This is a genomic window from Mesorhizobium sp. B2-8-3, from assembly GCF_006440815.1.
Classification (GTDB): Bacteria; Pseudomonadota; Alphaproteobacteria; order Rhizobiales; family Rhizobiaceae; genus Mesorhizobium.
Map to the genome: position 1 here is coordinate 119,241 of NZ_VFTW01000009.1, position 21,186 is coordinate 140,426.

General features: G+C 65.1%; 17 protein-coding genes and 1 pseudogene. 12 read left to right on the forward strand and 6 right to left on the reverse strand.

Features of this window, described 5'->3' with window-relative positions; all coding sequences use genetic code 11:
• The first annotated feature begins 1 nt into the window (after position 1).
• Entirely contained in the window at positions 2-787 is a 786-nt protein-coding gene (locus tag FJ418_RS16075; RefSeq protein WP_140856222.1) for a coniferyl-alcohol dehydrogenase, read from the forward strand.
• A 39-nt stretch (positions 788-826) separates the two neighbouring features.
• On the forward strand, positions 827-2,272 hold the full coding sequence (locus FJ418_RS16080; RefSeq protein WP_140867144.1) for an aldehyde dehydrogenase: 1,446 nt from the start codon (positions 827-829) through the stop codon (positions 2,270-2,272).
• Positions 2,273-2,439: 167 nt separating this feature from the next.
• On the opposite strand, the gene FJ418_RS16085 is transcribed toward FJ418_RS16080, so the two are convergent.
• The 5 genes from FJ418_RS16085 to FJ418_RS16105 form a co-directional block, all read right to left on the reverse strand.
• The gene (locus FJ418_RS16085; protein WP_246677266.1) at positions 2,440-3,312 is read right to left on the reverse strand and encodes a sugar phosphate isomerase/epimerase family protein; all 873 of its coding nucleotides are present in this window, start codon (positions 3,310-3,312) and stop codon (positions 2,440-2,442) included.
• Entirely contained in the window at positions 3,296-4,072 is a 777-nt protein-coding gene (locus FJ418_RS16090) for an ATP-binding cassette domain-containing protein (protein WP_140867146.1), read from the reverse strand. Before FJ418_RS16090 ends, FJ418_RS16085 begins: the two co-directional genes overlap by 17 nt.
• Positions 4,069-5,055 (reverse strand): ABC transporter permease, encoded by a 987-nt coding sequence (locus FJ418_RS16095; RefSeq protein WP_140867149.1) that lies wholly within the window; start codon positions 5,053-5,055, stop codon positions 4,069-4,071. The genes FJ418_RS16090 and FJ418_RS16095 overlap by 4 nt, the downstream gene beginning before the upstream one ends.
• A 124-nt stretch (positions 5,056-5,179) precedes the next feature.
• Positions 5,180-6,169: a substrate-binding domain-containing protein gene (locus tag FJ418_RS16100; protein WP_140867151.1), complete on the reverse strand. Its 990-nt coding sequence runs from the start codon at positions 6,167-6,169 to the stop codon at positions 5,180-5,182.
• 60 nt (positions 6,170-6,229) lie between these two features.
• Complete coding sequence (locus FJ418_RS16105; protein WP_140656637.1) at positions 6,230-7,306, reverse strand: LacI family DNA-binding transcriptional regulator; 1,077 nt, start codon at positions 7,304-7,306, stop codon at positions 6,230-6,232.
• Between the two features lie 144 nt (positions 7,307-7,450).
• Between FJ418_RS16105 and FJ418_RS16110 the strand changes: the two genes are divergently transcribed.
• Positions 7,451-8,482, forward strand: coding sequence for a hydroxyacid dehydrogenase (locus FJ418_RS16110; protein ID WP_140867154.1), 1,032 nt, complete (start codon positions 7,451-7,453; stop codon positions 8,480-8,482).
• A gap of 15 nt (positions 8,483-8,497) precedes the next feature.
• Here FJ418_RS16110 and FJ418_RS16115 read toward each other — a convergent pair.
• A pseudogene (locus tag FJ418_RS16115) lies at positions 8,498-8,647 on the reverse strand (GntR family transcriptional regulator); the annotation flags it as partial.
• Positions 8,648-9,002: 355 nt separating this feature from the next.
• Between FJ418_RS16115 and FJ418_RS16120 the strand changes: the two are divergent.
• From FJ418_RS16120 to FJ418_RS16160, 9 genes are all read left to right on the forward strand, one after another.
• The gene (locus FJ418_RS16120; RefSeq protein ID WP_246683063.1) at positions 9,003-10,163 is read left to right on the forward strand and encodes an efflux RND transporter periplasmic adaptor subunit; all 1,161 of its coding nucleotides are present in this window, start codon (positions 9,003-9,005) and stop codon (positions 10,161-10,163) included.
• On the forward strand, positions 10,163-13,321 hold the full coding sequence (locus FJ418_RS16125; protein WP_140867159.1) for an efflux RND transporter permease subunit: 3,159 nt from the start codon (positions 10,163-10,165) through the stop codon (positions 13,319-13,321). The genes FJ418_RS16120 and FJ418_RS16125 overlap by 1 nt, the downstream gene beginning before the upstream one ends.
• Positions 13,322-13,518: 197 nt before the next feature.
• Positions 13,519-14,733 carry an ROK family transcriptional regulator gene (locus FJ418_RS16130; protein WP_140867162.1) on the forward strand — a complete coding sequence of 405 codons (1,215 nt, stop codon included), beginning with the start codon at positions 13,519-13,521 and terminating at the stop codon, positions 14,731-14,733.
• A complete protein-coding gene (locus FJ418_RS16135) occupies positions 14,730-15,983 on the forward strand; it encodes a M20/M25/M40 family metallo-hydrolase (RefSeq protein ID WP_140867164.1) in 1,254 nt (417 codons plus the stop codon). Before FJ418_RS16130 ends, FJ418_RS16135 begins: the two co-directional genes overlap by 4 nt.
• A gap of 35 nt (positions 15,984-16,018) precedes the next feature.
• The gene (locus FJ418_RS16140; protein ID WP_140867167.1) at positions 16,019-17,080 is read left to right on the forward strand and encodes a substrate-binding domain-containing protein; all 1,062 of its coding nucleotides are present in this window, start codon (positions 16,019-16,021) and stop codon (positions 17,078-17,080) included.
• Positions 17,081-17,165: 85 nt separating this feature from the next.
• Complete coding sequence (locus tag FJ418_RS16145) at positions 17,166-18,206, forward strand: substrate-binding domain-containing protein (RefSeq protein ID WP_226892200.1); 1,041 nt, start codon at positions 17,166-17,168, stop codon at positions 18,204-18,206.
• A 43-nt stretch (positions 18,207-18,249) separates the two neighbouring features.
• Positions 18,250-19,221 carry an ABC transporter permease gene (locus tag FJ418_RS16150; RefSeq protein ID WP_140656577.1) on the forward strand — a complete coding sequence of 324 codons (972 nt, stop codon included), beginning with the start codon at positions 18,250-18,252 and terminating at the stop codon, positions 19,219-19,221.
• 13 nt (positions 19,222-19,234) lie between these two features.
• A complete protein-coding gene (locus FJ418_RS16155; protein ID WP_140867170.1) occupies positions 19,235-20,434 on the forward strand; it encodes an alanine racemase in 1,200 nt (399 codons plus the stop codon).
• Between the two features lie 9 nt (positions 20,435-20,443).
• Complete coding sequence (locus FJ418_RS16160; RefSeq protein WP_140867173.1) at positions 20,444-21,181, forward strand: ATP-binding cassette domain-containing protein; 738 nt, start codon at positions 20,444-20,446, stop codon at positions 21,179-21,181.
• Positions 21,182-21,186 lie beyond the last annotated feature (5 nt).

Below are 21,186 nucleotides of genomic sequence, written 5' to 3' on the forward strand. Positions count from 1 at the left end.
CATCCTGTTAGGCAAGACGATCCTCATCACTGGCGTCGCCTCGGGCATCGGTGCGCGCACCGCGGAACTCGCCGGCCAACTCGGCGCCGACGTGATCGGCGTCGACATGCGCGAGCCGGCCGGCCACCAGGGCGTCTTCGTCCAGGCCGACATCTCGTCCAAGGCCGGCGTCGACGATCTCGTCGCGCGGCTGCCGCAGCGCCTCGACGCGCTCTGCAACATCGCCGGCCTCTCCGGCAACACCGGCGCCGCGCCGACGCTTGCCGTCAATTTCTACGGCCTGCGCGCGCTTTCCGAGGCGCTGGCGCCAAGGCTTCGCGAAGGCGGCGCCATCGTCAACGTCGCCTCCATCGCCGGTTATGGCTGGCGCGCCAATCTGAACCGCGCCGCCTCGATGGTCAGCGTCGAAGGCTTTCCCGACGTCGCCAAGGTGATCGCCGACCACGCCGTGAAGAACGAGGAAGGCTATCCTGTCTCGAAGGAGCTTTTGCTCCTGTGGACCTTCCGCGCCGCGCATCAGGACCTGTTCAAGAGCCGTGGCATCCGCGTCAACGCGGTCAGTCCCGGCCCGGTGGAGACGCCGATCCTCAAGCAATTCCGCAGCGTGCTTGGCGATGCCCGCGTCGACAGCGATATTGCGCGGGTCGGCCGCGCCGGCACATCGGGCGACATCGCGCCTGTGGTGCTGTTCCTGTGCTCGGACGGCGCGCGCTGGATCAACGGCGCCAACGTGCCGGTCGACGGCGGCCTCGAAGCATCAATAAACGCCGAAGTGCTCGGCTTCTGAGACAATCTGCAACGCCCGATCGCGAGCGAGGAGAGACCCATGGACATCGGACTTCTGATTGACGGCGACGAGCGGGCGGCGACCGGCAAAGCCTCCTATGAGCGCCTGGACCCATTCACCGGCAAGCTCGCGACGCGCGCCGCTGCCGCAAGCGTCGCCGACGCCAACGCGGCCGCCGATGCCGCGGCCGCTGCCTTCGATGCCTGGTCGAAGACCGGGCCTGGCGAACGCCGGGCGCTGCTTTCCAAGGCAGCCGACGTCATGGCCGCCAAGGTCGGCGAGTTCACGAAACTGATGATGGAGGAGACTGGCGCCACTGGCCCCTGGGCCGGCTTCAACGTCATGCTGGCGTCGAACATGCTGCGCGAGGCGGCGGCGATGACCACGCAGATTTCCGGCGAGGTTATTCCGTCTGACAAGCCCGGCACGCTTGCCATGGCGATCCGCCAGCCGGCGGGCGTGTGCCTCGGCATCGCGCCGTGGAACGCGCCGGTCATCCTCGGCACGCGCGCGCTCGCCATGCCGCTCGCCTGCGGCAACACGGTCGTGCTGAAAGCCTCCGAAATATGCCCCGGCACACACCGCCTGATCGGCCAAGTGCTGGTCGAGGCTGGCCTGCCCAAGGGCGTGGTCAATGTCGTCACCAACGACCCGAAGGACGCGGCGGCAATCGTCGAGGCGCTGATCGCACACCCGGCGGTGAAGCGCGTCAACTTCACCGGCTCGACCAAGGTCGGCCGCATCATCGCCGAGCTCTCCGGGCGGCATCTTAAGCCGGCCCTGCTCGAGCTCGGCGGCAAGGCGCCGCTGGTCGTGCTCGACGACGCCGATATCGACGCAGCGGTCAATGCCGCGACCTTCGGCGCCTTCATGCATCAGGGCCAGATCTGCATGTCGACCGAGCGGCTGATCGTCGACGAAAAGATCGCCGACGAATTCGTCTCCAAGCTCGCCGCCCGCGCTTCGCAATTGCCGGCCGGCGACCCGCGCGGCCATGTCGTGCTCGGCTCGCTGATCAGCAGCCAGGCCGCTGACAAGATGGAAGAACTGATCGCCGATGCGACCGCGAAGGGCGCGAAATTGGCGGCTGGCGGCAAGCGCACCGGCACGGTCGTGGAAGCCACACTTCTCGATCACGTGACGCCCGCCATGCGCGTCTATGCGGAAGAATCCTTCGGTCCGGTGAAGCCGGTCATTCGCGTGAAAGGCGAGGACGAGGCGGTGCGCGTCGCCAACGACACCGAATACGGCCTGTCGTCGGCCGTCTTCAGCCGCGACATCCGCCGCGCGCTCGCCGTCGCGGCGCGCATCCAGGCCGGCATCTGCCACATCAACGGCCCGACCGTCGGCGACGAGGCGCAGATGCCGTTCGGCGGCGTCAAGGGCTCGGGTTACGGCCGCTTCGGCGGCAAGGCCTCGATCGCCGAATTCACCGACCTGCGCTGGGTGACGATCGAGGATCCCGGACAGCACTACCCGTTCTGATTCTTCCTTCTCTCCTTCTTGTGGGAGAAGGTGGATCGGCGCGCAGCGCCGGGACGGATGAGGGGTGTTCCAGCGGAGTGAGGCGCCAGCTTTCCCTGGACACCCCTCATCCGACCTCGCTTCGCGAGGGCACCTTTCCCCCACAAAGAGGGAAGGAAGAAATGAGCTCACCCCAGCGTCAATCCGGCCTTCTTCGCCTCCTCGCGCAGGAACGGCAGGCCGACCTCGATGACGTCGCGCGGATCTTCCGCCACCGGCCGCCACACCGCGAGCCCGCCGGCGATGTCGACATCGACATGGTTCATGCTTTCGAGCGTGATCGCGCCCTGATAGCCGATGTCGGCGATTGCCTTCATGCAGGCCGCCCAGTTGAGCATGCCGCGACCCGGCACGCCGCGATTTGCCTCCGACACATGCACATAGCCGAGATAAGGCGCCGCCGCCTCGAAACCGGAAGCGAAGCTCTCCTCCTCGATATGCATGTGGTAGGTGTCGAGATGGATGAAGATGTTGTCGGCGCCGACGCGCTCGATGATCCGCGCCGCGTCGACGCCGCGGTTGATCAGATGCGTCTCGTAGCGGTTGCAGGGCTCGATGCCGAGCTTCAAGCCGCGCGACTTCGCCGCCTTCGCCGCGCGTTCGAGGAAACGGCACATGCCGTCGATCTCGCGCTGCGTCGGGGCGCGGCCGGTGGTCTTGCCGATCGTGCCGTAGGTGACCCCGCCGAGCGCCTCGGCGCCGACCTCGTTGCAGACCCGGAAAGCCGGCTCGAGGAAATCCAGCGCCTCGGCCGGCCGTTCGACCACATCGAGCGCGCGCGGCAGGCCGAGCGAGGGGACCAGTTCAACACCGTAGTGATTGGCAAAGCTACGCGTCCGCTTGGTGTCGATCTCCTCAGGCCGAAGCAAAGGGATCTCCATCAGGCCGATGCCGTATTCCTTGAGCCGGTCCATCTGCGGCTCGATGCGGGCGAGGTCCCAGACCGGCGCGATGGCGAAAGTGTGCAGTCCGAAGGTGTTCATGTCAGCCTCGTTGCTCATGCGCCGCCGCTGCGGCCGTATCGCCGCCGCCGACGATGCGGCTAACGACTTCGTTCATGTTGGTGTTGGCGGTGACGAGATCGGCATCCGCCCTGCCGTGGCGCAGCACGACGATGCGATCGGTGACCGACAGCACGTCGTTCAGCCGGTGTGAGATCAGGATGACGGCGATGCCTTCCGACTTCAGCCGCCGGATGAGGTCGAGCACGCTCTGCACCTCGCGCACGGCCAGCGCCGCCGTCGGCTCATCCATGATGACAAGCTTCGGATTGAAGGTGAGCGCACGCGCGATCGCCACCGTCTGCTGCTGACCGCCGGAGAACGAACCGACCGACCGGTTTATTGACGGCAGATGCGCGCCCAGCCGCTCAATCATTTTCGCGGCCTGGCGGTCCATCTCGCCTTTGTCGACGAAGCCGGGGAACAGGCCGAACAGTCGCTTCGTCGGCTCGCGTCCAAGGAAGATGTTGGAGGCCACGTCCTGTTGCTTGGCCAGCGAAAGGTCCTGGTAGATCATTTCGATGCCGAGACGGCGGCGCTGACCCGGGTCCAGCGCCAGGATGTCCTTGCCGTCGAATTCGATCGAGCCGCTGTCGGCGCGATAGATGCCGGTGATCGTCTTCATCAGCGTCGACTTGCCGGCGCCATTGTCGCCGACCAGCCCAACCACCTCCCCGGCCGCGACCGAAAGGTCGACGCCGTGCAGCACATCGACCGCGCCGAAGCTCTTGCGGATGCCGCGAAGCGAAAGCAGTGTCATACGCGCGACTCCTTCCGCACCTGGTACTGGTCGATGAAGACGGCGAGGATCAGCACCGCGCCGATCGCCATCTGCTGGTAGTAGGATTGCACGGCAAGCAGCGTCAGCCCGTTCTGCAGCACGCCCATGATCAGCGCGCCGATCATCGTGCCGAGGATCGAGGCGCGGCCGCCGAACAGATTGGTGCCGCCGATGATCGCCGCCGTGATCGCGGTGAGCTCGTAATTGATACCGGCGGTCGGGTCGCCGGCATTGACGCGGGCGGTGAACAGCAAGCCGGCAAGCCCGGCCAGCGCGCCGGACAGCGTATAGATGATGCGGCGGTGGTGCTCGACGCGTATGCCTGCGGCGCGCGCCGCGCCCTCGCTGTCGCCCAGCGCCAGCGTGTGGCGGCCGAAGCGGGTATAGGCAAGCACCGCATGCGCGACGATCGCCGTCAGCACCAGTATGATCACCGGCATGGGAATGCCGAACGGCCTGCCCTGCCCGATATAGACGATCTCCGGCGGCAAGCCGTAGATCGCCCTGCCCTGAGAGATCACCAGCGCCAGGCCGCGCGCAAGGCCAAGCATCCCAAGCGTGACGATGAACGCCGGCACGAAGGCGCGGGTCACCAATTGCCCGTTGATATAGCCGGCAATGCCGCCGGCAAGGATACAGGCGATCACCGCCAGCACCGACGGCCAGCCGAGATTGACGGCGACAAAGGCGCCGGCCACGCCCGCAAGACCCATCACCGAGCCGAGCGACAGATCGAGCCCGCCCGAGCCGATGACGAAAGTGGCGGCGATCGCCAGCACGCCGATCGTCGAGGTCGCGAGCAGGATGTTGAGGAAATTGCTGAGCGACAGGAAATAGGGCGACAGCAGCGCCATCGCCGTGCTCAGCGCCAGAAGCACCACCAGCGACTCAAGTCTGATGTGGAGCCTTTCGACGGATGCGCGCTGCACCCGAGCCCAGAAGCCGGGCTGTTCAGAAGCCATGTTTTCTACCCTTCGGGTAAGGGAGTAGGGGAGTAGGTTAGTAGGGGAGTAGGGAAAGATGGGCGAAGCGCAAACCGCGCTCCCCTACTCCCCTACTGCCTTACTCCCCTACTCCCTTCCTTCCTCACTTCACATATTGCAGCATCGGCTCCTTGCCGGCGTCGATCACGTCCTTGGTCAGCACCAGCGTGGGCACGGCGATGCTGTCCTCGACCTTCTCGCCGGCCAGCGCCTTCTTGACGTTCTCGACCGCCTGCTTGCCGACCAGATAGGGAAGCTGCGCAACCGAGGCATTGAGGCGGCCTTCCTTAATCGACTTCACCGCGTCCGAATTGCCGTCGACGCCGATGATCGTCACCTGCGGGCCCTTGCCGGCGGCGTAGACGGATTCCACGGCGCCCAGCGCCATGCCGTCATTGGCGCAGAAGATGGCGACGAGATCCGGATGCGCCGTCAGCGTGTCGGTGGCGATCGAGGCGGCCTTGCCGCGATCCCAGTCGCCCGGCAGCGAGGCGACGATTTCGAGCCCTGGCGCCAGTTCCTTCAGCTTGTCGGCAAAGCCCTTGGCGCGCTTCTCGCCGGTGATGTTGCCGGAGAGGCCTTCGATCACCAGCACCGGACCTTTGGCATCCTTGCCGAGCTTGTTGGCGAGGTATTCGGCGCCCTGCGCGCCGGCGGCGATGTTGTCGGAGCCGATATGGAAGGTCACCTTGACGCCTTCCTTGTCCAGCACCGCCTGGTCGAGATTGTTGTCGAGGTCGACGATCTTGATGCCGGCGTCCTGCGCCGACTTCAGGCAAGGCAGAAGGTTGGTCGAGTTGATCGCGGCGGTGATCATCGCCACCGGCTTGCGCTCGAGCATCGTGTTGCAAAGGTTGAGTTGCGGCTCGGCCGCCTGGTCGCTCTCGGCCGCCTGCTGGAAATATTTCACGCCGGCTTCCTTGGCGCCGTCCGCGACGCCCTGCGCCATCGCGCCCCAGAACGGATTGGCCAGCGTCTTCATCAGCACGCCATATTCGCCATCCTCGGCCTTGGCGGTCCCGACGGCGCAAAACGCAAGCGCGACACCCATGGCAAGGGTAAATCGATTTATCTTCAAGAAATGCGATGTCATTCGATCCTCCGTTGATCCTTGGCGCCGGATGCCTCGGCCAGGGCCGGCGCATACTTCCGTTCACGACAATGGGGGCTGTTGTCGGTCTCCTCCCCCGGAATGCGGACCGCTGCCTGGCGAGCCAACGGATTCCCGCATCAACACCTGGCAGGGCTCGAGCCGCGCCGTGGGTGGTCCCACTGCGCCCTCGACCCTGCGAAACAAAAGGTTCATCGCCTCGCTGGCGATCTGGCGCACCGGCTGCACCACTGCGGCGATCGCCGGCCATGTCACCTGCATCCATTCCGCATCGTCGAAGCCGACCAGCGAGATGTCGTTCGGGCAATGCCAGTCACGCCGGCGGAACTCGGACAGCGCGACGAGCGTGCCCTTCAAGAGCAGCGAATAGACGGCGGTCGGCCGCTCTCCCCTGGCAAAGTAATCTCGCAGCGAAGCCCTCAACGGCTCGACGCTGACTTCCGAGGTGATGACGTCGATGCGCACCGATGGGTTGAGCGCCAGCGCTTGCGCGCGAAAACCCTCGAGACGGGCGCGCACGGTCGCCGCCTGCTCGGCAAGGCCGATGACGAGGATATGGCTGTGGCCCTTGCCGACCAGCATCCGCGCCACCTCGGCGCTGGCGGAGGCGCTGTCGGCCGATACTGTATCGAAGGCGTCGTCGGATAAGACGCGGTCGATCAGCACCCCGGTCATGCCGTGGGCTTTCATGAAAGCGGCCGCCGGACCATGCTCGTTGCGCACCGGCGCCAGCACGACGCCGGCAACACGCCAGTCATGCATGCGGGCAAGGATTTCCTTCTCGCGCGCCTCCGATTCACGGCTCGATGCGGCGACCAACGTGTAGCCGCGCTGTTCGGCAAGGCCTTCGAGCTCGGTGACCATCTGGCCGAAGAACTCGCTCTCGAACTCGGGCATTATGGCGCCGATGATGCGGCGCTTGGCGCGACGCATGTCGGAGGCTAGTGGATCGACGCGGTAACCCAGACGCTCGACGGCGTCGAACACACGCTGCGCGTTTTCCGGCTTGACCGTGGTGACGCCGGCCAGCACCTTGGAGACAGTGGCCGCGGACACGCCGGCATGACTTGCCACGTCGTGGATCGACGGACGCCGCTGCCGGATTTGGTGTTGTGCCATTGACCTCCTCCCGAGGGGAGGCAGCCGATTTTCTGCCTCGCTACTGTAATCGATAAATCGATTTTTCGTTCTTGTAAATCGTTTCATCGGGAGTAAGACTTGAATGCGTGATTGACGCGATCCAATCGCGCCCGGAGGAAAAACATGCCCGACAAAGCCTTGCCGCTGGTCATCAGCGCGCCCGAACCGCGCACATTGGAGCTCATCTTCACGCCGCCACAGCTGGCGCGCCTGCGCAAACACTATCGCATTGTCGAGACCACCCCGGAAGGCGTTGCCGCCTTGCCCGCCGATACTCTGGCCGAGGCGCGCTTTATCATCGGCCAGCCGCCGATTTCAGCTGAGACGCTGGAGAAGCTGAAGACGCTGCGCTGCATCTTCAATGTCGAGACGAACCTGCTCAACAACATGCCCTATGAGACGCTGTTTGCGCGCGGCATCCATGTCGTCACCACGGGCCTGGTCTTTGCCGAGCCGGTCGCGGAGCTCGGCCTTGCCATGGCGCTGAATCTCGCCAGAAACATCGTCGACGCCGATCTCGCCTTCCGGCAAGGCAAGGAGCTCTGGGGCGGCGACGGCAACCAGACCGCGCGGCTTCTCTCCGGCGCCGATGTCGGCATCATCGGCTTCGGCGATCTCGGCCGCGCGCTCAACCGGTTGCTGACCGGTTTCCGCACCCGCACCAAGGTCTACGATCCGTGGCTGCCGCCGTCGATCCTGATCGACAATGGCGTCGAGCCGGCCTCGCTGGATGCGGTGCTGTCGCAAAGCGATTTCGTCTTCGTCGTCGCTTCGGTCACCAGCGAGAACCAGGGTTTCCTCGGCGCGGACGCATTTGCCAAAATGCGAAAGGGCTCGGCCTTCATCCTGCTCAGCCGCGCCGGCGTCGTCGATTTCGCGGCACTCATGGCGGCGGTGAAGAGCGGCCATATCGTTGCCGCAAGCGACGTCTTCCCGGAGGAGCCGCTGGCGCAGGACCATCCTGTCCGCGCCCTCCCCGGCTTCCTGCGCTCGGCGCACCGCGCCGGCGCGCTCGACATCGCCTTCAAGCGGATGGGCGACATGGTGCTTGAGGACATGGACCTCATCGACCGCGGCTTGCCGCCACTGCGCTCCAAGCGCGCCGAGCGCGAGACGGTTTCGCGCATGCGCTCCAAGCCCGTCGACCGGAATTGAGCTGAAACAAGCCGCCTAAAGCGTGCCGAGCCGAAGCGCGTCGCAGGCGATTTGCCAAGCCGTCTCCACATGCCGCCGGGCCGCGGCCTCCGTCGCTTCCGGCTTGCGTAAGCGGATAGCATCCATGATCGCGTGCATTTCGGCGATCGCCGGCTCGCGGCGGTTTGCATCGTCTCGTCGCCCGGTGTTTTTCGATCCGGGCGCGGCTTTCCTGTTTCCCGCTTGAGCAGTTGATTGTCGCTCCGGATCGAGCGCCGGCTATGAACAAAATTTGATTTTGCCGCGATGGTCCGGTCAAGGCGGCCTCACGCATCGTTGAATGCCGCAGCGCAACATGACCGATCTGTAAGCTGACAGCGCAGCGTCGACAGGACTACTGTCCCGCCGATCGACGAGGTCGATCCCAACCTCCAACCATCCTGAAAAGGCTAGGTATTCTGGCCCGCAGGTGGACGGCATCATGAGCATTTCATCAACGCAGCAAGCCAGTCGCAAACGGCAGCATCGCTCTCGGAGCATCGTGCTTTTGGCCGTACTCATTCTGCTTGGCGGCGGCTATGGCCTATGGCGCAACCATGCCCAGGCAAAGGCTGCCGCGAGCGCGGCGTCGGCGCAGCCCGCGCCCAAGGTTCCGGTCACTGTCGCCACGGTGCGGAGGGCCGATTTCCCACTTTATCTCTACGGGCTCGGCACGGTGACGCCGCTGAACAGCGTCAGCATCTCGAGCCGTGTCGCCGGTGTCGTCGACCAGGTCCCGGTCGAGCAGGGGCAGATGGTCAAGCAAGGCGACTTGCTTGCCGAGATCGACCCTCGCCCCTATCAGGCCGCACTCGACCAGGCAGAGGCCAAGGAGGCGGAGGACGAGGCGACGCTCAAGAATGCGCAAGTGGTCCTCAAACGCCTCTCCACGCTCCTGCAAAAGACCTTCGAAACCCAGCAGGATGTCGACAACCAGCAGGCGGTGGTCACGACCACCGCCGCCACGATCGAGGGCGACAAGGCGGCCATCGAGGCGGCGCAGCTCAACCTCGACTTCACCAGGATCACGGCGCCGCTGTCCGGTAAGACGAGCTTCCGCACCATCGATCCGGGCAACATCGTGCAGGCCGGCCAGAGCCCCGGGCTTTTCACTCTCGTGCAGCTTCAGCCCATCTACGTGTCGTTCACGCAGCCGCAGGACGAGGTCGCGACCATCAACAAGGTCTTCACGGCCGGCCCCATGCCGATCGACACGCTTGGCGCGGATATGAAGACGGTGCTGGCCAGCGGTAAGCTGGAAGCGGTCCAGAACCAGGTCGACCAGGCCTCCGGCACGATTTCGCTCAAGGCGACATTCGCCAACCAGGACAATGCTTTGTGGCCGGGTCTTTCGGTCAACACGCGCATGCGCATCGGCACGATGTCAGGCGCGATCGTGGTGCCGGACGAAGCCGTCCAGCATGGCCCTGACGGGCTCTTCGCCTATGTCGTCGGCGACGACGGCAAGGTCCATCGGCAGACCGTCAAGACAGGTCCTTCGGATGGCGGCGAGACGGTCGTGACCGATGGTCTGAGCCAAGGGCAGCGTGTCGTGATCGCCGGCCAATACCGCGTGGTTGACGGCGCAAGTGTCGACGCCACGCCCCCACCCGGTGCCGGCCAGACGCAGGCTGGCACCGCGCAGCCCGGAGGTGCAAGCTGATGGCCGCGATCGGTGTTTCCACGCCTTTCATCCGCTACCCGGTCGCTACCTCGCTCCTGATGATCGGCGTGCTGTTCGTCGGCGTCGTCGCCTATCTCAACCTGCCGGTCGCGCCGATGCCCAACGTCGACTTCCCGACGATCCAGGTGTCAACCAGCCTGCCGGGCGCCGACCCGATCACCATGGCGTCGTCGGTGACCCAGCCGCTCGAGACGCAGTTCGCGCAGATCCCCGGCATTGCCGAAATGACGTCGAGCAGCCTGTCAGGTTCCAGCCAGGTCACGCTGCAATTCGCTCTCAACGTCGACATCGCATCGGCCGCCGGGCTGGTGCAGTCGGCCATCAACGCCGCCGGCGGACAATTGCCGAAGAACCTCCCCAATCCGCCCACCTATAGGGAGGTCAATCCGACCGACTCGCCGATCATGCTGATCGGGGCGAGCTCGACGGACTTGCCGCTGACGACGTTGAGCGACGACGTCTACACCAAGCTTGCGCAGGTGATCAGCCATGTCGACGGCGTCGGCCAGGTGCTGGTCGGCGGCCAGCAGACGCCGTCGATCCGGGTCCAGCTCGATCCGGCCAAACTGGCGGCAAGGGGCCTGTCGCTGGAAGCGGTGCGCACCCCGCTCTCGATCGGCACCGTGGACCTGCCCAAAGGCAACATCCAGGGCGAGGTGCGCTCCTTCACCATGTTCTCCAACGACCAGATGACCGCTGCCGGCGATTGGAACAAGGCCATCATCGCCTATCGCGACGGCGCGCCGGTGCGGGTCAAGGATGTCGGCCGGGCGGTGCTCGACGCGCAGGACTACACCCAGGCCGGCTGGGCCGACACGACGCGCGGCGTCGTCCTCGTCATCTTCAAGGAACCAGGCGCCAACATCATCGACACGGTCGACAAGATCAAGGCGGAGCTGCCGATGCTGACCGCCTCGATGCCGGCCTCACTCAAACTGCAGGTGCTTTCGGATCGCACCCAGACCATCCGCGCTTCGGTAGCGGACGTGCAGTTCACGCTGATGCTCACCATCGGGCTGGTCGTGATGGTGATCTTCCTGTTCCTGCGCAATGTCTGGGCGACGGCCATCCCAGCCTTCACCGTCCCGCTGGCGCTGCTCGGCGCCTGCGGCCTGATGTGGTCCGCCGGCTATTCGATCGACAATCTGTCGCTGATGGCCTTGACCATCTCCATAGGCTTCGTCGTCGACGACGCCATCGTGATGCTGGAGAACATCGTCCGCTACATCGAGCATGGCGAGAAGCCGATGCAGGCAGCAATCCGCGGCGCCAGCGAGATCGGCTTCACCATCATGTCGATCTCGATCTCGCTGGTGGCGGTGCTGATCCCATTGCTCCTGATGAGCGGCATCATCGGTCGCCTGTTCAAGGAGTTCGCGGTGACGCTGGCCATGACCATTCTGGTTTCGGCCTGCGTTTCGCTGACGCTTACCCCGATGCTCGCCTCACGCTTCATCAAGCCGGCGGCAGAGGAACACCACGGCAGGCTCTACCGCTGGAGCGAAAGCGTCTTCGACGGGATGCTGCGCGCCTATGAGCGCGGCCTCGACCGGGCGCTTGCGCATCGTTTCATCACCCTTCTGGTGTTCCTGGGCTGCGTGGCGCTGACCGGCTATTTCTTCACCCTTGTCCCGAGCGGCTTCTTTCCGCAGCAGGATACCGGCCTGATTTTCGGCCAGGTGATCGCCGGCCAGGATGTCTCCGCCGGCCAGATGCAGTCCTATATGGCGCAATTTGCCGGGATCGTCTCCAAGGATCCGGCGGTTGCGCATTTCGCGGCATCGACGGGCGGCAGCGGCAACACGCAGAACACCGGCCGCATGTTCATCCAGTTGAAGCCGCGCGACGAGCGCGACGCTTCGGCCGACCAGATCATCCGCCGGTTGCAGCCGAAGCTCGCGGCCGTTCAGGGCGCGCGCCTGTTCATGCAGGCCTCGCAGGACGTGCGTGTCGGCGGCAAGCTGTCCGCGTCGCAATACCAGTATGTGCTGGAAAGCAGCGACCTCGACACGCTGGACAGCTGGGCGCCCAAGCTGTTGACGGCCTTGCAGCGACTGCCCGAATTGCGGGACGTCTCGACCGACCAGATGAGTTCCGGCACCACGCTCACGCTGCAGGTCGATCGCGACCAGGCTGCCCGCTACGGCCTGACGGCCAACGACGTCGACAACACGCTCAACGACGCTTTCGGCCAGCGCCAGATCGCCCAATATTTCACCCAGCTTTCAACCTATGACGTGATCATGGAGGTGCTGCCGTCGCTGCGCGGCAACCTCAAGGCGCTCGACCAGATCTATCTGACGACATCGAGCGGTTCGCAGGTGCCGCTCTCGGCCATCGCCAAGTGGACGACGAAGCCGGTGCAGCCGCTGGTCATCAACCATGAAGGCCAGTTCCCGTCGGTGACGATCAGCTTCAACCTGGCGCCCAATGTAGCGCTGGGACAGGCCACCGCCGCGATCGACAGGACCGCCGCCGAGATGCGGCTGCCCGCCACCATCCAGACCAGCTACACGGGCACGGCCCAAGCCTTCCGGCAGTCGCTGTCATCCGTGCCGGTGCTCATCCTCGGCGCATTGGTCGTGGTCTATTTGATCCTCGGCATCCTCTACGAAAGCTACATCCACCCGCTGACCATTCTGTCCACCCTGCCCTCGGCCGGGCTTGGCGCGCTGGGAACGTTGCTCGTCTTCCACATGGAGTTCAACCTGATCGGCCTGATCGGCGTCATCCTGCTCATCGGCATCGTGAAGAAGAACGGTATCATGATGGTCGACTTCGCCATCGCGGCGGAACGGGACCAGCATCTCAGTTCGCTGGAGTCGATCCGCCAGGCCTGCCTGCTCAGGTTCCGCCCCATCATGATGACCACCATGGTCTCGATGCTCGGCGCGCTGCCGCTGATGCTGGAGAATGGCACCGGGGCGGAGATCCGCCAGCCCCTCGGCTACACGATGTTCGGCGGACTGCTCGTCAGCCAGGCGCTGACGCTCTTCACCACACCGGTGATCTATCTCTACCTCGACGATCTTTCGCATTGGCTGAGTTCGTTCCGCAGTCACGAAGAAAGCCATGACGAGCCGGAACTCCCGCTGGACGAGATCAACCTTGCCCGACGCAAGCTGGCGGCCGAGTAGCGGCAGGCATCCCCAGAAGCCAGCAACGTTCTTTCGTAAACCATTGATCGCAATAGCGGTTGTCCGGCTGAATTGTCGGCGGAGCTCCGCCAGCATCCACATCCGATCGCCGTTCCCAGGCGACGCAACAAGGTCGTTGACAAGCAAATGCTTGAATAATAAGTTCGGTTACAGAACGAATTAATCCGAGGCCCGCCGTGAGCGATCTGCCGCGTATTTCCCGCCAGTTCTCGCAACGCTCCGTCATGGAGGCGATCGTCCAAGGCGGGCCGATATCGCGGGCCTCGATTTCCAAGCTCACCGGCCTTTCGAAGCAGACGATTTCGGAAATCGTACGTGGCCTCGAGCAGGAAGGCTGGGTACAGGAGACCGGACGCACCAGCGGCCATGTCGGGCGCACCGCCGTCACTTATGAGCTCGTCCACGACGCCGCCTACATTATCGCTGTCGACCTGGGCGGCACCAAGGTGCGCGTGGCGCTGACCGACCTCGCCTGCCAGATCTTCGCCGAAGCGGCGACGCCGACCGATCCGCGCGGCGGCCAGTTCATCATCGACCAGATCGCGGCGCTCGCCTTCCAGGCCGCGGCCAGGGAGCGGATTCCCCGCAAGAAAATCCGCCTTGCCGTCATCGGCGCGCCGGGCGCGCCGGACCCCGCGACCGGCCGCATCCTGCTCGCGCCGAACATCGCCGGCTTCGACGCCATGAATGTGCTTGACGCTTTCGAGAAGGCGCTCGGCGTCGCGGTGATGATCGAGAACGACGTCAATCTCGCCGTGCTTGGCGAGAATTGGCTGGGCCAGGGCCAGGGTATCGACAATCTCGCCTATATCGCGCTTGGCACCGGCGTCGGCAGCGGCCTGATGCTGGGCGGCCATCTGGTGCGCGGCGCCACCCATGCGGCGGGCGAAATCGGTTTCATGCCGATCGGCGCCGATCCGTTCGCCGCGGAATCGCTGCGCACCGGCGCTTTCGAGCGGGCGGTGGCGACGCATGCAATGACCGAGCGCTACAGATCCCTGACCGGCACCCAGGTCGCGGTCCCCGCGATCTTCGAGAATGCCGCAACAGGCGACAAGGCAGCGCTCACAGTGCTCGACGAGACGGTGCGCTATCTGGCGCAAGGCATCGCCGCGATCGCCGCCGTCGCCAATCCGGAAAAGGTAATACTGGGCGGCTCGATCGGCCTCAGGCCGGAAATCCTCTCACGCGTCAAAGCCTTGATACCGCTCTGCTTCCCCTACCCTGTCACCGTCGAGGCGGGCGAGCTGGGCGCGCGGGCGGCGCTGATCGGCGCCGCCGCGATCGGCCTTGGCCAGCTGCACAACACGCTCTTCGGCGTCGACGCGCCGGACGGCCGGATTTCACTTCCCACCGCCCAGGCGGCTGCCCTGAAGGAGGTCGTGCTGTGACCAGCGACATCACAACCCGGCTGCGCGCCGCTCTCGATTCCGACCAGGCGCTGGCGCTGTTCAGGGGCGCGATCGGCCGCGACAGCATCACCGGCAATGAAGCGAATTTCGTCGACTTCCTCGAAGCGAAAATGCGCGAGCTGGGACTGAGCGGCTTGAGCCGCGCTGATTTCCTGCCCGGCAGGCCGAACATCTGGGGCGAGCGCAAGGGAACTGGCCAGGGCAAGCGCCTGCTGTTCATCGGCCATACCGACACCGTCCATGTCGACGGCTGGCGCGAGCATTGGGCCGGCACCGAGCGCGAGGACCCGTTCGGCGCGCCCATCGTCGACAACGCGGTCTGGGGCCGCGGCTCGGGCGATCTCAAGGCCGGCATCACCGCCTCGCTGGCGGCGCTCACGCTGCTGGACAAGGCCGGCATTCGCCTCAAGGGCGATGTCGCCTTCGCCTTCGTCGGCGATGAGGAAAGCGGCCAGCCCGGCACCGGCGTCTCCGCCGGCATCAAGCATTTCGTCGAGCGCATCGAGGCCGGCGAGGTCGCGGCGCCCGACTTCACCTGCTATGTCGAGCCGACGCGGCTTGCCGTCTACGCCGCGCAGATCGGCTTCTTCATCACCGACATCACGATCACCGGCAAGTCGGCCTATTTCGGCGTGCCGGAGCTCGGCAAGGATGCGCTGCGTGCCGCGCATGCCGCAATGACGGCGCTCTGGAAGCATTCGGACGCGGTGGCTGCCCGCGCCGAGCACAAGCTCACCGGGCGCGGCTTCCTGCTGATCACCGGCCTCACCGGCGGCGGCTATATCGCCGTGCCCGAGCGATGCACGCTGTCGCTGATCCGCAAGCTCCTGCCGGGCGAGGACCTCGACACGGCCGCCGCCGAGATAGAGGCCGCGGTGCGCGGCGCGATCACCGATCCGGAGATCACCGTCGAGTTCGCCTATCCGGCCGGTCGCGACCACAGGCTGGGCGGCACCGCCGCCGAGATCGACGAGACGCGCGCCGAAGTCGCCCTGCTTTCGGACTCGATGGCAGGCGCCCTGGGCGGACGCGGCATGATCGAGGGCGCGCCCTTCTGGTCGGAATTCTCGTTCTTCGTCAATCGGCTGGGCATTCCCGCCGTCTATTGCGCGCCGGGCGACATCCGCAACTGCCACACTTTCGAGGAGCACGTCGATATCGAGGAATACCTCGCCGGCATCGTCGGCTTCGCAGCCTTCATGGCCCGCTATTGTGGCGTGGCCGACTGAAAGACCAACGAAGCAGAAAATGGGAGACTAAAAACATGCTGATGAAGAAATGGATTGCCGCCGCCCTGGCCGGCGGATTGATGCTCGCCGCCGGCACTGCTCACGCGCAGACGGTCGGACCGCAGGGCGAGACCGCCACCCCGAGTTCCAGCCTGACGCTGAGCGATGCCGACATCGCGGCGCTGAAGGACAAGGGCTACAAGGCAGCCCTTCTGTGGCACACCTCTTCCGACTTCACCAACGCGGTGACCGCGGGCGCCACGGACGAGTTCGCCCGGGCCGGCATCTCGATCGCGGTCAAGACCGACGCGCAGTTCGACGCCGCCCGCCAGCGCAGCGACATCGAGACCGCGCTCGCCGCCAAGCCGAACGTCATCCTGGCGTTGCCGCTAGACCCTGTCACTTCCGCCGAAGCCTTCCGCCAGGCGGTCAAGGATGGCGTCAAGCTGGTGTTCCTGTCCAACCTGCCCAAGGATTACAAGCAAGGCACCGACTACGCCTCGATCGTCACCGACGATCTCTACCAGATGGGCAAGCAGGCGGCCGATGCCATGGCCAAGGCCATCGGCGGCAAGGGCAAGGTCGGCTATATCTTCCACGACGCCAATTATTACGTCACCAACCAGCGCGACCAGTCCTTCAAGAAGACCATCGAGAAGGATTATCCCGACATCAAGATCGTCGCCGAACAGGGCATTTCCGACCCGGCCCGTGCCGAGGAACTGGCCAATGCAATGCTGCTGCAGCATCCCGATCTCGACGGCATCTATGTAACCTGGGCCGAGCCCGCCGACGGCGTGCTTTCGGCGCTGCGCGGCGCCGGCAACACGCACACCAAGATCGTCACGCTCGATCTTGCCGAGCCGGTCGCCCTCGACATGGTCAAAGGCGGCAATGTCGCGGCACTCGTCGCCGATAAGGCCTATGAACTCGGCCGCGCCATGGCCGCCTCCGGCATGAAGTCCCTGCTCGGCCAGCAGACGCCCGCCTTCGTCGTGGCGCCGGCGCTGACCGTAACCAAGGAAAATGTCTCCCAGGGCTGGAAGGATTCGTTGAACCGCGATGCACCGCAGTCGGTGCTCGACGCGGCCAAGTGAAGCCCACGCTCCGGCTCGGCTTACCGGGCCGGAGCTCTCTTCCTGAACAAAAAGGGGAACCGATATGCGCAAAGCATTGAGTATCATGACTGTATTGGCGAACCTGTTCGCCGCTCACGCCTTCGCCGCCGAAGGCGTCACCACCGGCCCGAACGGCGAGAAGCCGGTTCCGGCGGCCTCGCTGACGCTGACAGAGGCGCAGGAGCAGCAGATCAAGGACGGCAAGTTCACCGCAGCTCTCGTCTGGCACGAGATGAGCGAGTACACCAATGCCGTCAACGCCGGCGCGCGCGACGAGTTCAAGCGTCTCGGCGTCGAAGTGGTGGCGCAGACCGACGCCGGCTTCGACGCCGCGCGCCAGAAAGCCGATGTCGAGACGGTGATGGCCAAGAAACCGTCGATCATCCTGTCGCTGCCGGTCGATCCGGCGACCGCCGCCTCGGTCTACGACCCGGCCCGACAGGCCGGCGTCAAGCTCGGCTTCGTCGACAATTGCCCGGCCGGCTACAAGCAGGGCACGGATTACGTCGCCATCGTTTCGGACGACCTCTTCCAGATGGGCAACAAGGCCGGCATCGCCATGGCCGAGGCGCTCGGCAAGAAGGGCAAGGTTGGCTACATCTTCCATGACGCCGACTTCTACGTCACCAACCAGCGCGACGGCGCCTTCAAGAAGACGATCGAACAGGATTATCCCGACATGAAGATCGCCGCCGAGGCCGGGATGGCCGACCCGGCGCGCAGCGAGGACATCGCGCAGGCGATGATCACCCAGCATCCGGACCTCGACGGCATCTATGTCACCTGGGCCGAGCCGGCTCTCAGCGTGCTCTCCGCATTGCGCGCCGCCGGCAACAAGCACACCAAGATCGTCACGCTCGACCTCAACGAACCGGCCGCGCTCGATATGGTCAAGGGCGGCAACATCGCGGCCCTTGTCGCCGACGAGGCCTACTCGATCGGCGTGACGCTGGCGCGTGCCTCGGCTGGTTCCCTGGTCGGCCTGAAGGCCGAGCCTTTCTATGCCGTCGATTCCATTGCCGTCACCAAGGAGACGGTGAAGGAAGGCTGGAAGAAGTCGCTCAACAAGGATGTGCCCGCGACCATCGCGGACGCCATGAAGTAAACGCGGTGGCAGGCTGCGAAGCACGCATCATCGGAGATCGAACATGTCCAGTGCCAACACCAGTACCGAGGTGGGCAGCCTCGCTAGCCGCTTCAATCTGCAGCAATATGTCGTCTATCTCGGCTTCCTGGCGATCTTCCTGTTCTTCGCTATCATGCTGCGGGACAGCGGCTTCCTCACCGTCCGCAACCTCTCCAACATCGTGCTGCAGACGGCGCCGGTGACGATCATGGCGATAGGCCTCGTCTTCGTCATGTCGGCCGGCGAGATCGACCTTTCGATCGGCTCGATCGTCGCGGTGGCGGCGCTCGCCGCCGCCGTCACCATCGCCTCCTATGGGATGGCGGCGGGCATAGTCGCTGGCCTGGGTGCCGGTATCCTTATCGGCCTCATCAACGGCGCGCTGGTCGCCTATGTAAGGCTGCCGTCCTTCCTGGTGACGCTGGCGACGATGGGCCTGTTCGCCGGTGTCTCGCGCTCGATGACCGATCTTCGTTCGATCTCGGTCACCAACGAGACCTTCACCGGTTTCTTCGGCTCGGGGTCGCTGCTCGGCGTGCCGTCGCTGATCTGGTGGACGGTCATTGCCATCGCCATCGGCCACCTCGTCTACCGTGAGACGCGTTTCGGCGCCCATGTGCTAGCGACCGGCGACAACGCCCGCGCGGCGAGCGTCTCGGGCATCAGCGTGCCCAAGATCAGGCTCGCCGTGCTCACCATCAGCGGAGGGCTCGCGGGGCTTGCCGGACTGCTCTACGCCGGGCGCCTGCAAGCGGCGAAATACACGCTCGGCGAGACCGATCTGATGACAGTGATCGCTGCCGTCATCGTCGGCGGCACGCTGCTCAACGGCGGCAAGGGCTCGATCGTCGGCGCGCTTGTCGGCTCGCTGATGATGGGCATGCTGAACAACGGCCTGATCCTGATGGGCCTCTCGGTCTCCGACCAGATGATCGTGCGCGGCCTGATCATCCTCACCGCCGTCGCCGTGTCGCTGCGCGACAAATCCCGCTGAAGGAACCTTTTCCATGTTTCTCGACGTTCTGCGCCGCCGCAATCCCGCTTTCATCGAGGCGGCGATCGGCCTTCATCAGCAAGGCAAGCTGCCGGCCAACGCCTATGTGCTCGATCTCGACACGGTCGAGCACAATGCGGCGGTCCTCAAGCAGGAAGCCGACCGGCTCGGCCTGAAGATTTTCGCCATGACCAAGCAGGTCGGGCGTTCGAGCTCATTCTGCAAGGCGGTGATGCGCGGCGGCATCGAACGCGCCGTGGCGGTCGACATGGCCTGCGCGCGCGCCACGCACAAGGCCGGGATGAAGCTCGGCCATCTCGGCCATTTGCAGCAGATCGCGAAATTCGAAGCGGAGGCGGCGGCGAGCACCTTCCAGCCGGATTACTGGACCGTCTTCAACGACACCAAGGCCGAGGAAGCAGGCAGGGGCGCCAAGGCCGCCGGCCATGTCCAGGACCTGCTCGCCCGCATCGCGGCCGAAGGCGACATTTTCTACCGCGGCCATGAAGGCGGCTTCGACGCCGGCGAGGTCGTCGGCGTCGCCGACCGGCTCGATGCCGTTCCGGGCGGCCGCTTTGCCGGTATCACCACCTTCCCTGCCCTGCTCTTCGATCATGCCGCGCGAAAAGTGTTGCCGACGCCCAATCTTGCAACGCTGAGCAAGGCCGCCGAGGCGCTCGCCAAGGCGGGGCGCAGGGAGATCGAAATCAATGCGCCTGGCACGACGTCGAGCGTCGTGCTGGCCGCGCTGGCCGAAGCCGGCGCCACGCAGTGCGAGCCCGGCAACGGCCTGCACGGCACCACGGCGCTGCATGTCATGGAAGACCTGCCGGAATTGCCTGCCGTGCTCTACCTCACCGAGGTCTCGCATCTGTCGGGCGGCAAGGCCTACTGCTTCGGCGGCGGCTTCTATATCGACCCGATCTTCCCGGACTATGACGTCAAGGCGATCGTCTCGGCCGAGCCAACCACCACAGCCTCGGCGCTCAAAAGCGTCGAGGTGCCGCCGCCCTCGGCGATCGACTACTACGCCATGATCGACGCCTCCGGCGCGAACGCCCCCAAACCCGGCGACAGCGCCATCTTCGGTTTCCGCGGCCAGGCCTTCGTCACCCGCGCCTATGTCGTCGGCGTCTCAGGTATCTCGAAGGGCGCTCCGAAGGTCGAAACCATCGAGAACGGCTTTGGCGAACCCTATGCCTGGCCTGTCTAGGAGACGACAATGAACGCGCCCATTCTGCAGCTTCAGGATATCCGCAAGAATTTCGGCGGCATCACCGCGATCGAGAGCTTCTCGCTCGAAGTCTTTCCGGGCGAGATCGTGGCGCTTGTCGGCGACAACGGAGCCGGCAAGTCGACGCTGGTCAAGATCGTCTCGGGCGTGCATCCGCCTTCCTCCGGCACGATAGCCATCGAGGGCAAGCCGGTGACGATGTCGAACGCCACCATGGGGCGCGCGCACGGCATCGAGGTGGTCTATCAGGATCTCGCTTTAGCCGACCAGCAGACCGTCTACATGAACATGTTCCTCGGCCGCGAGCCGCTGAACCGCTTCGGCCTGCTCGACCGCCGCCGCATGATCGCCGAGACGGAAAAGCTGGTGAAGGAGCTCGACGTACGCATCCCTTCCGCGCATGCCACCATCCGCGACCTCTCCGGCGGCCAGCGCCAGGGCGTCGCGATCGCCAGGGCGACGCACTGGGCAAGCAAGCTGATCCTGCTCGACGAGCCGACAGCCGCGCTCGGCGTCGCTGAGACCGCCAAGGTGGAAGAAATCGTTCTGTCGCTGAAGCAGCGCAATGTCGGCATCCTGATCATCAGCCACAGCCTCGACCAGGTGTTCAAGCTGTCGGACCGCGTCTGCGTCTTGAGGCGCGGCAAGCAGATCGGCGTGCGCGAGACGAAGAAGACCGACAAGAACGAGATCATCGCCATGATCACCGGCCTGCAGCAGCAATAGCGCTT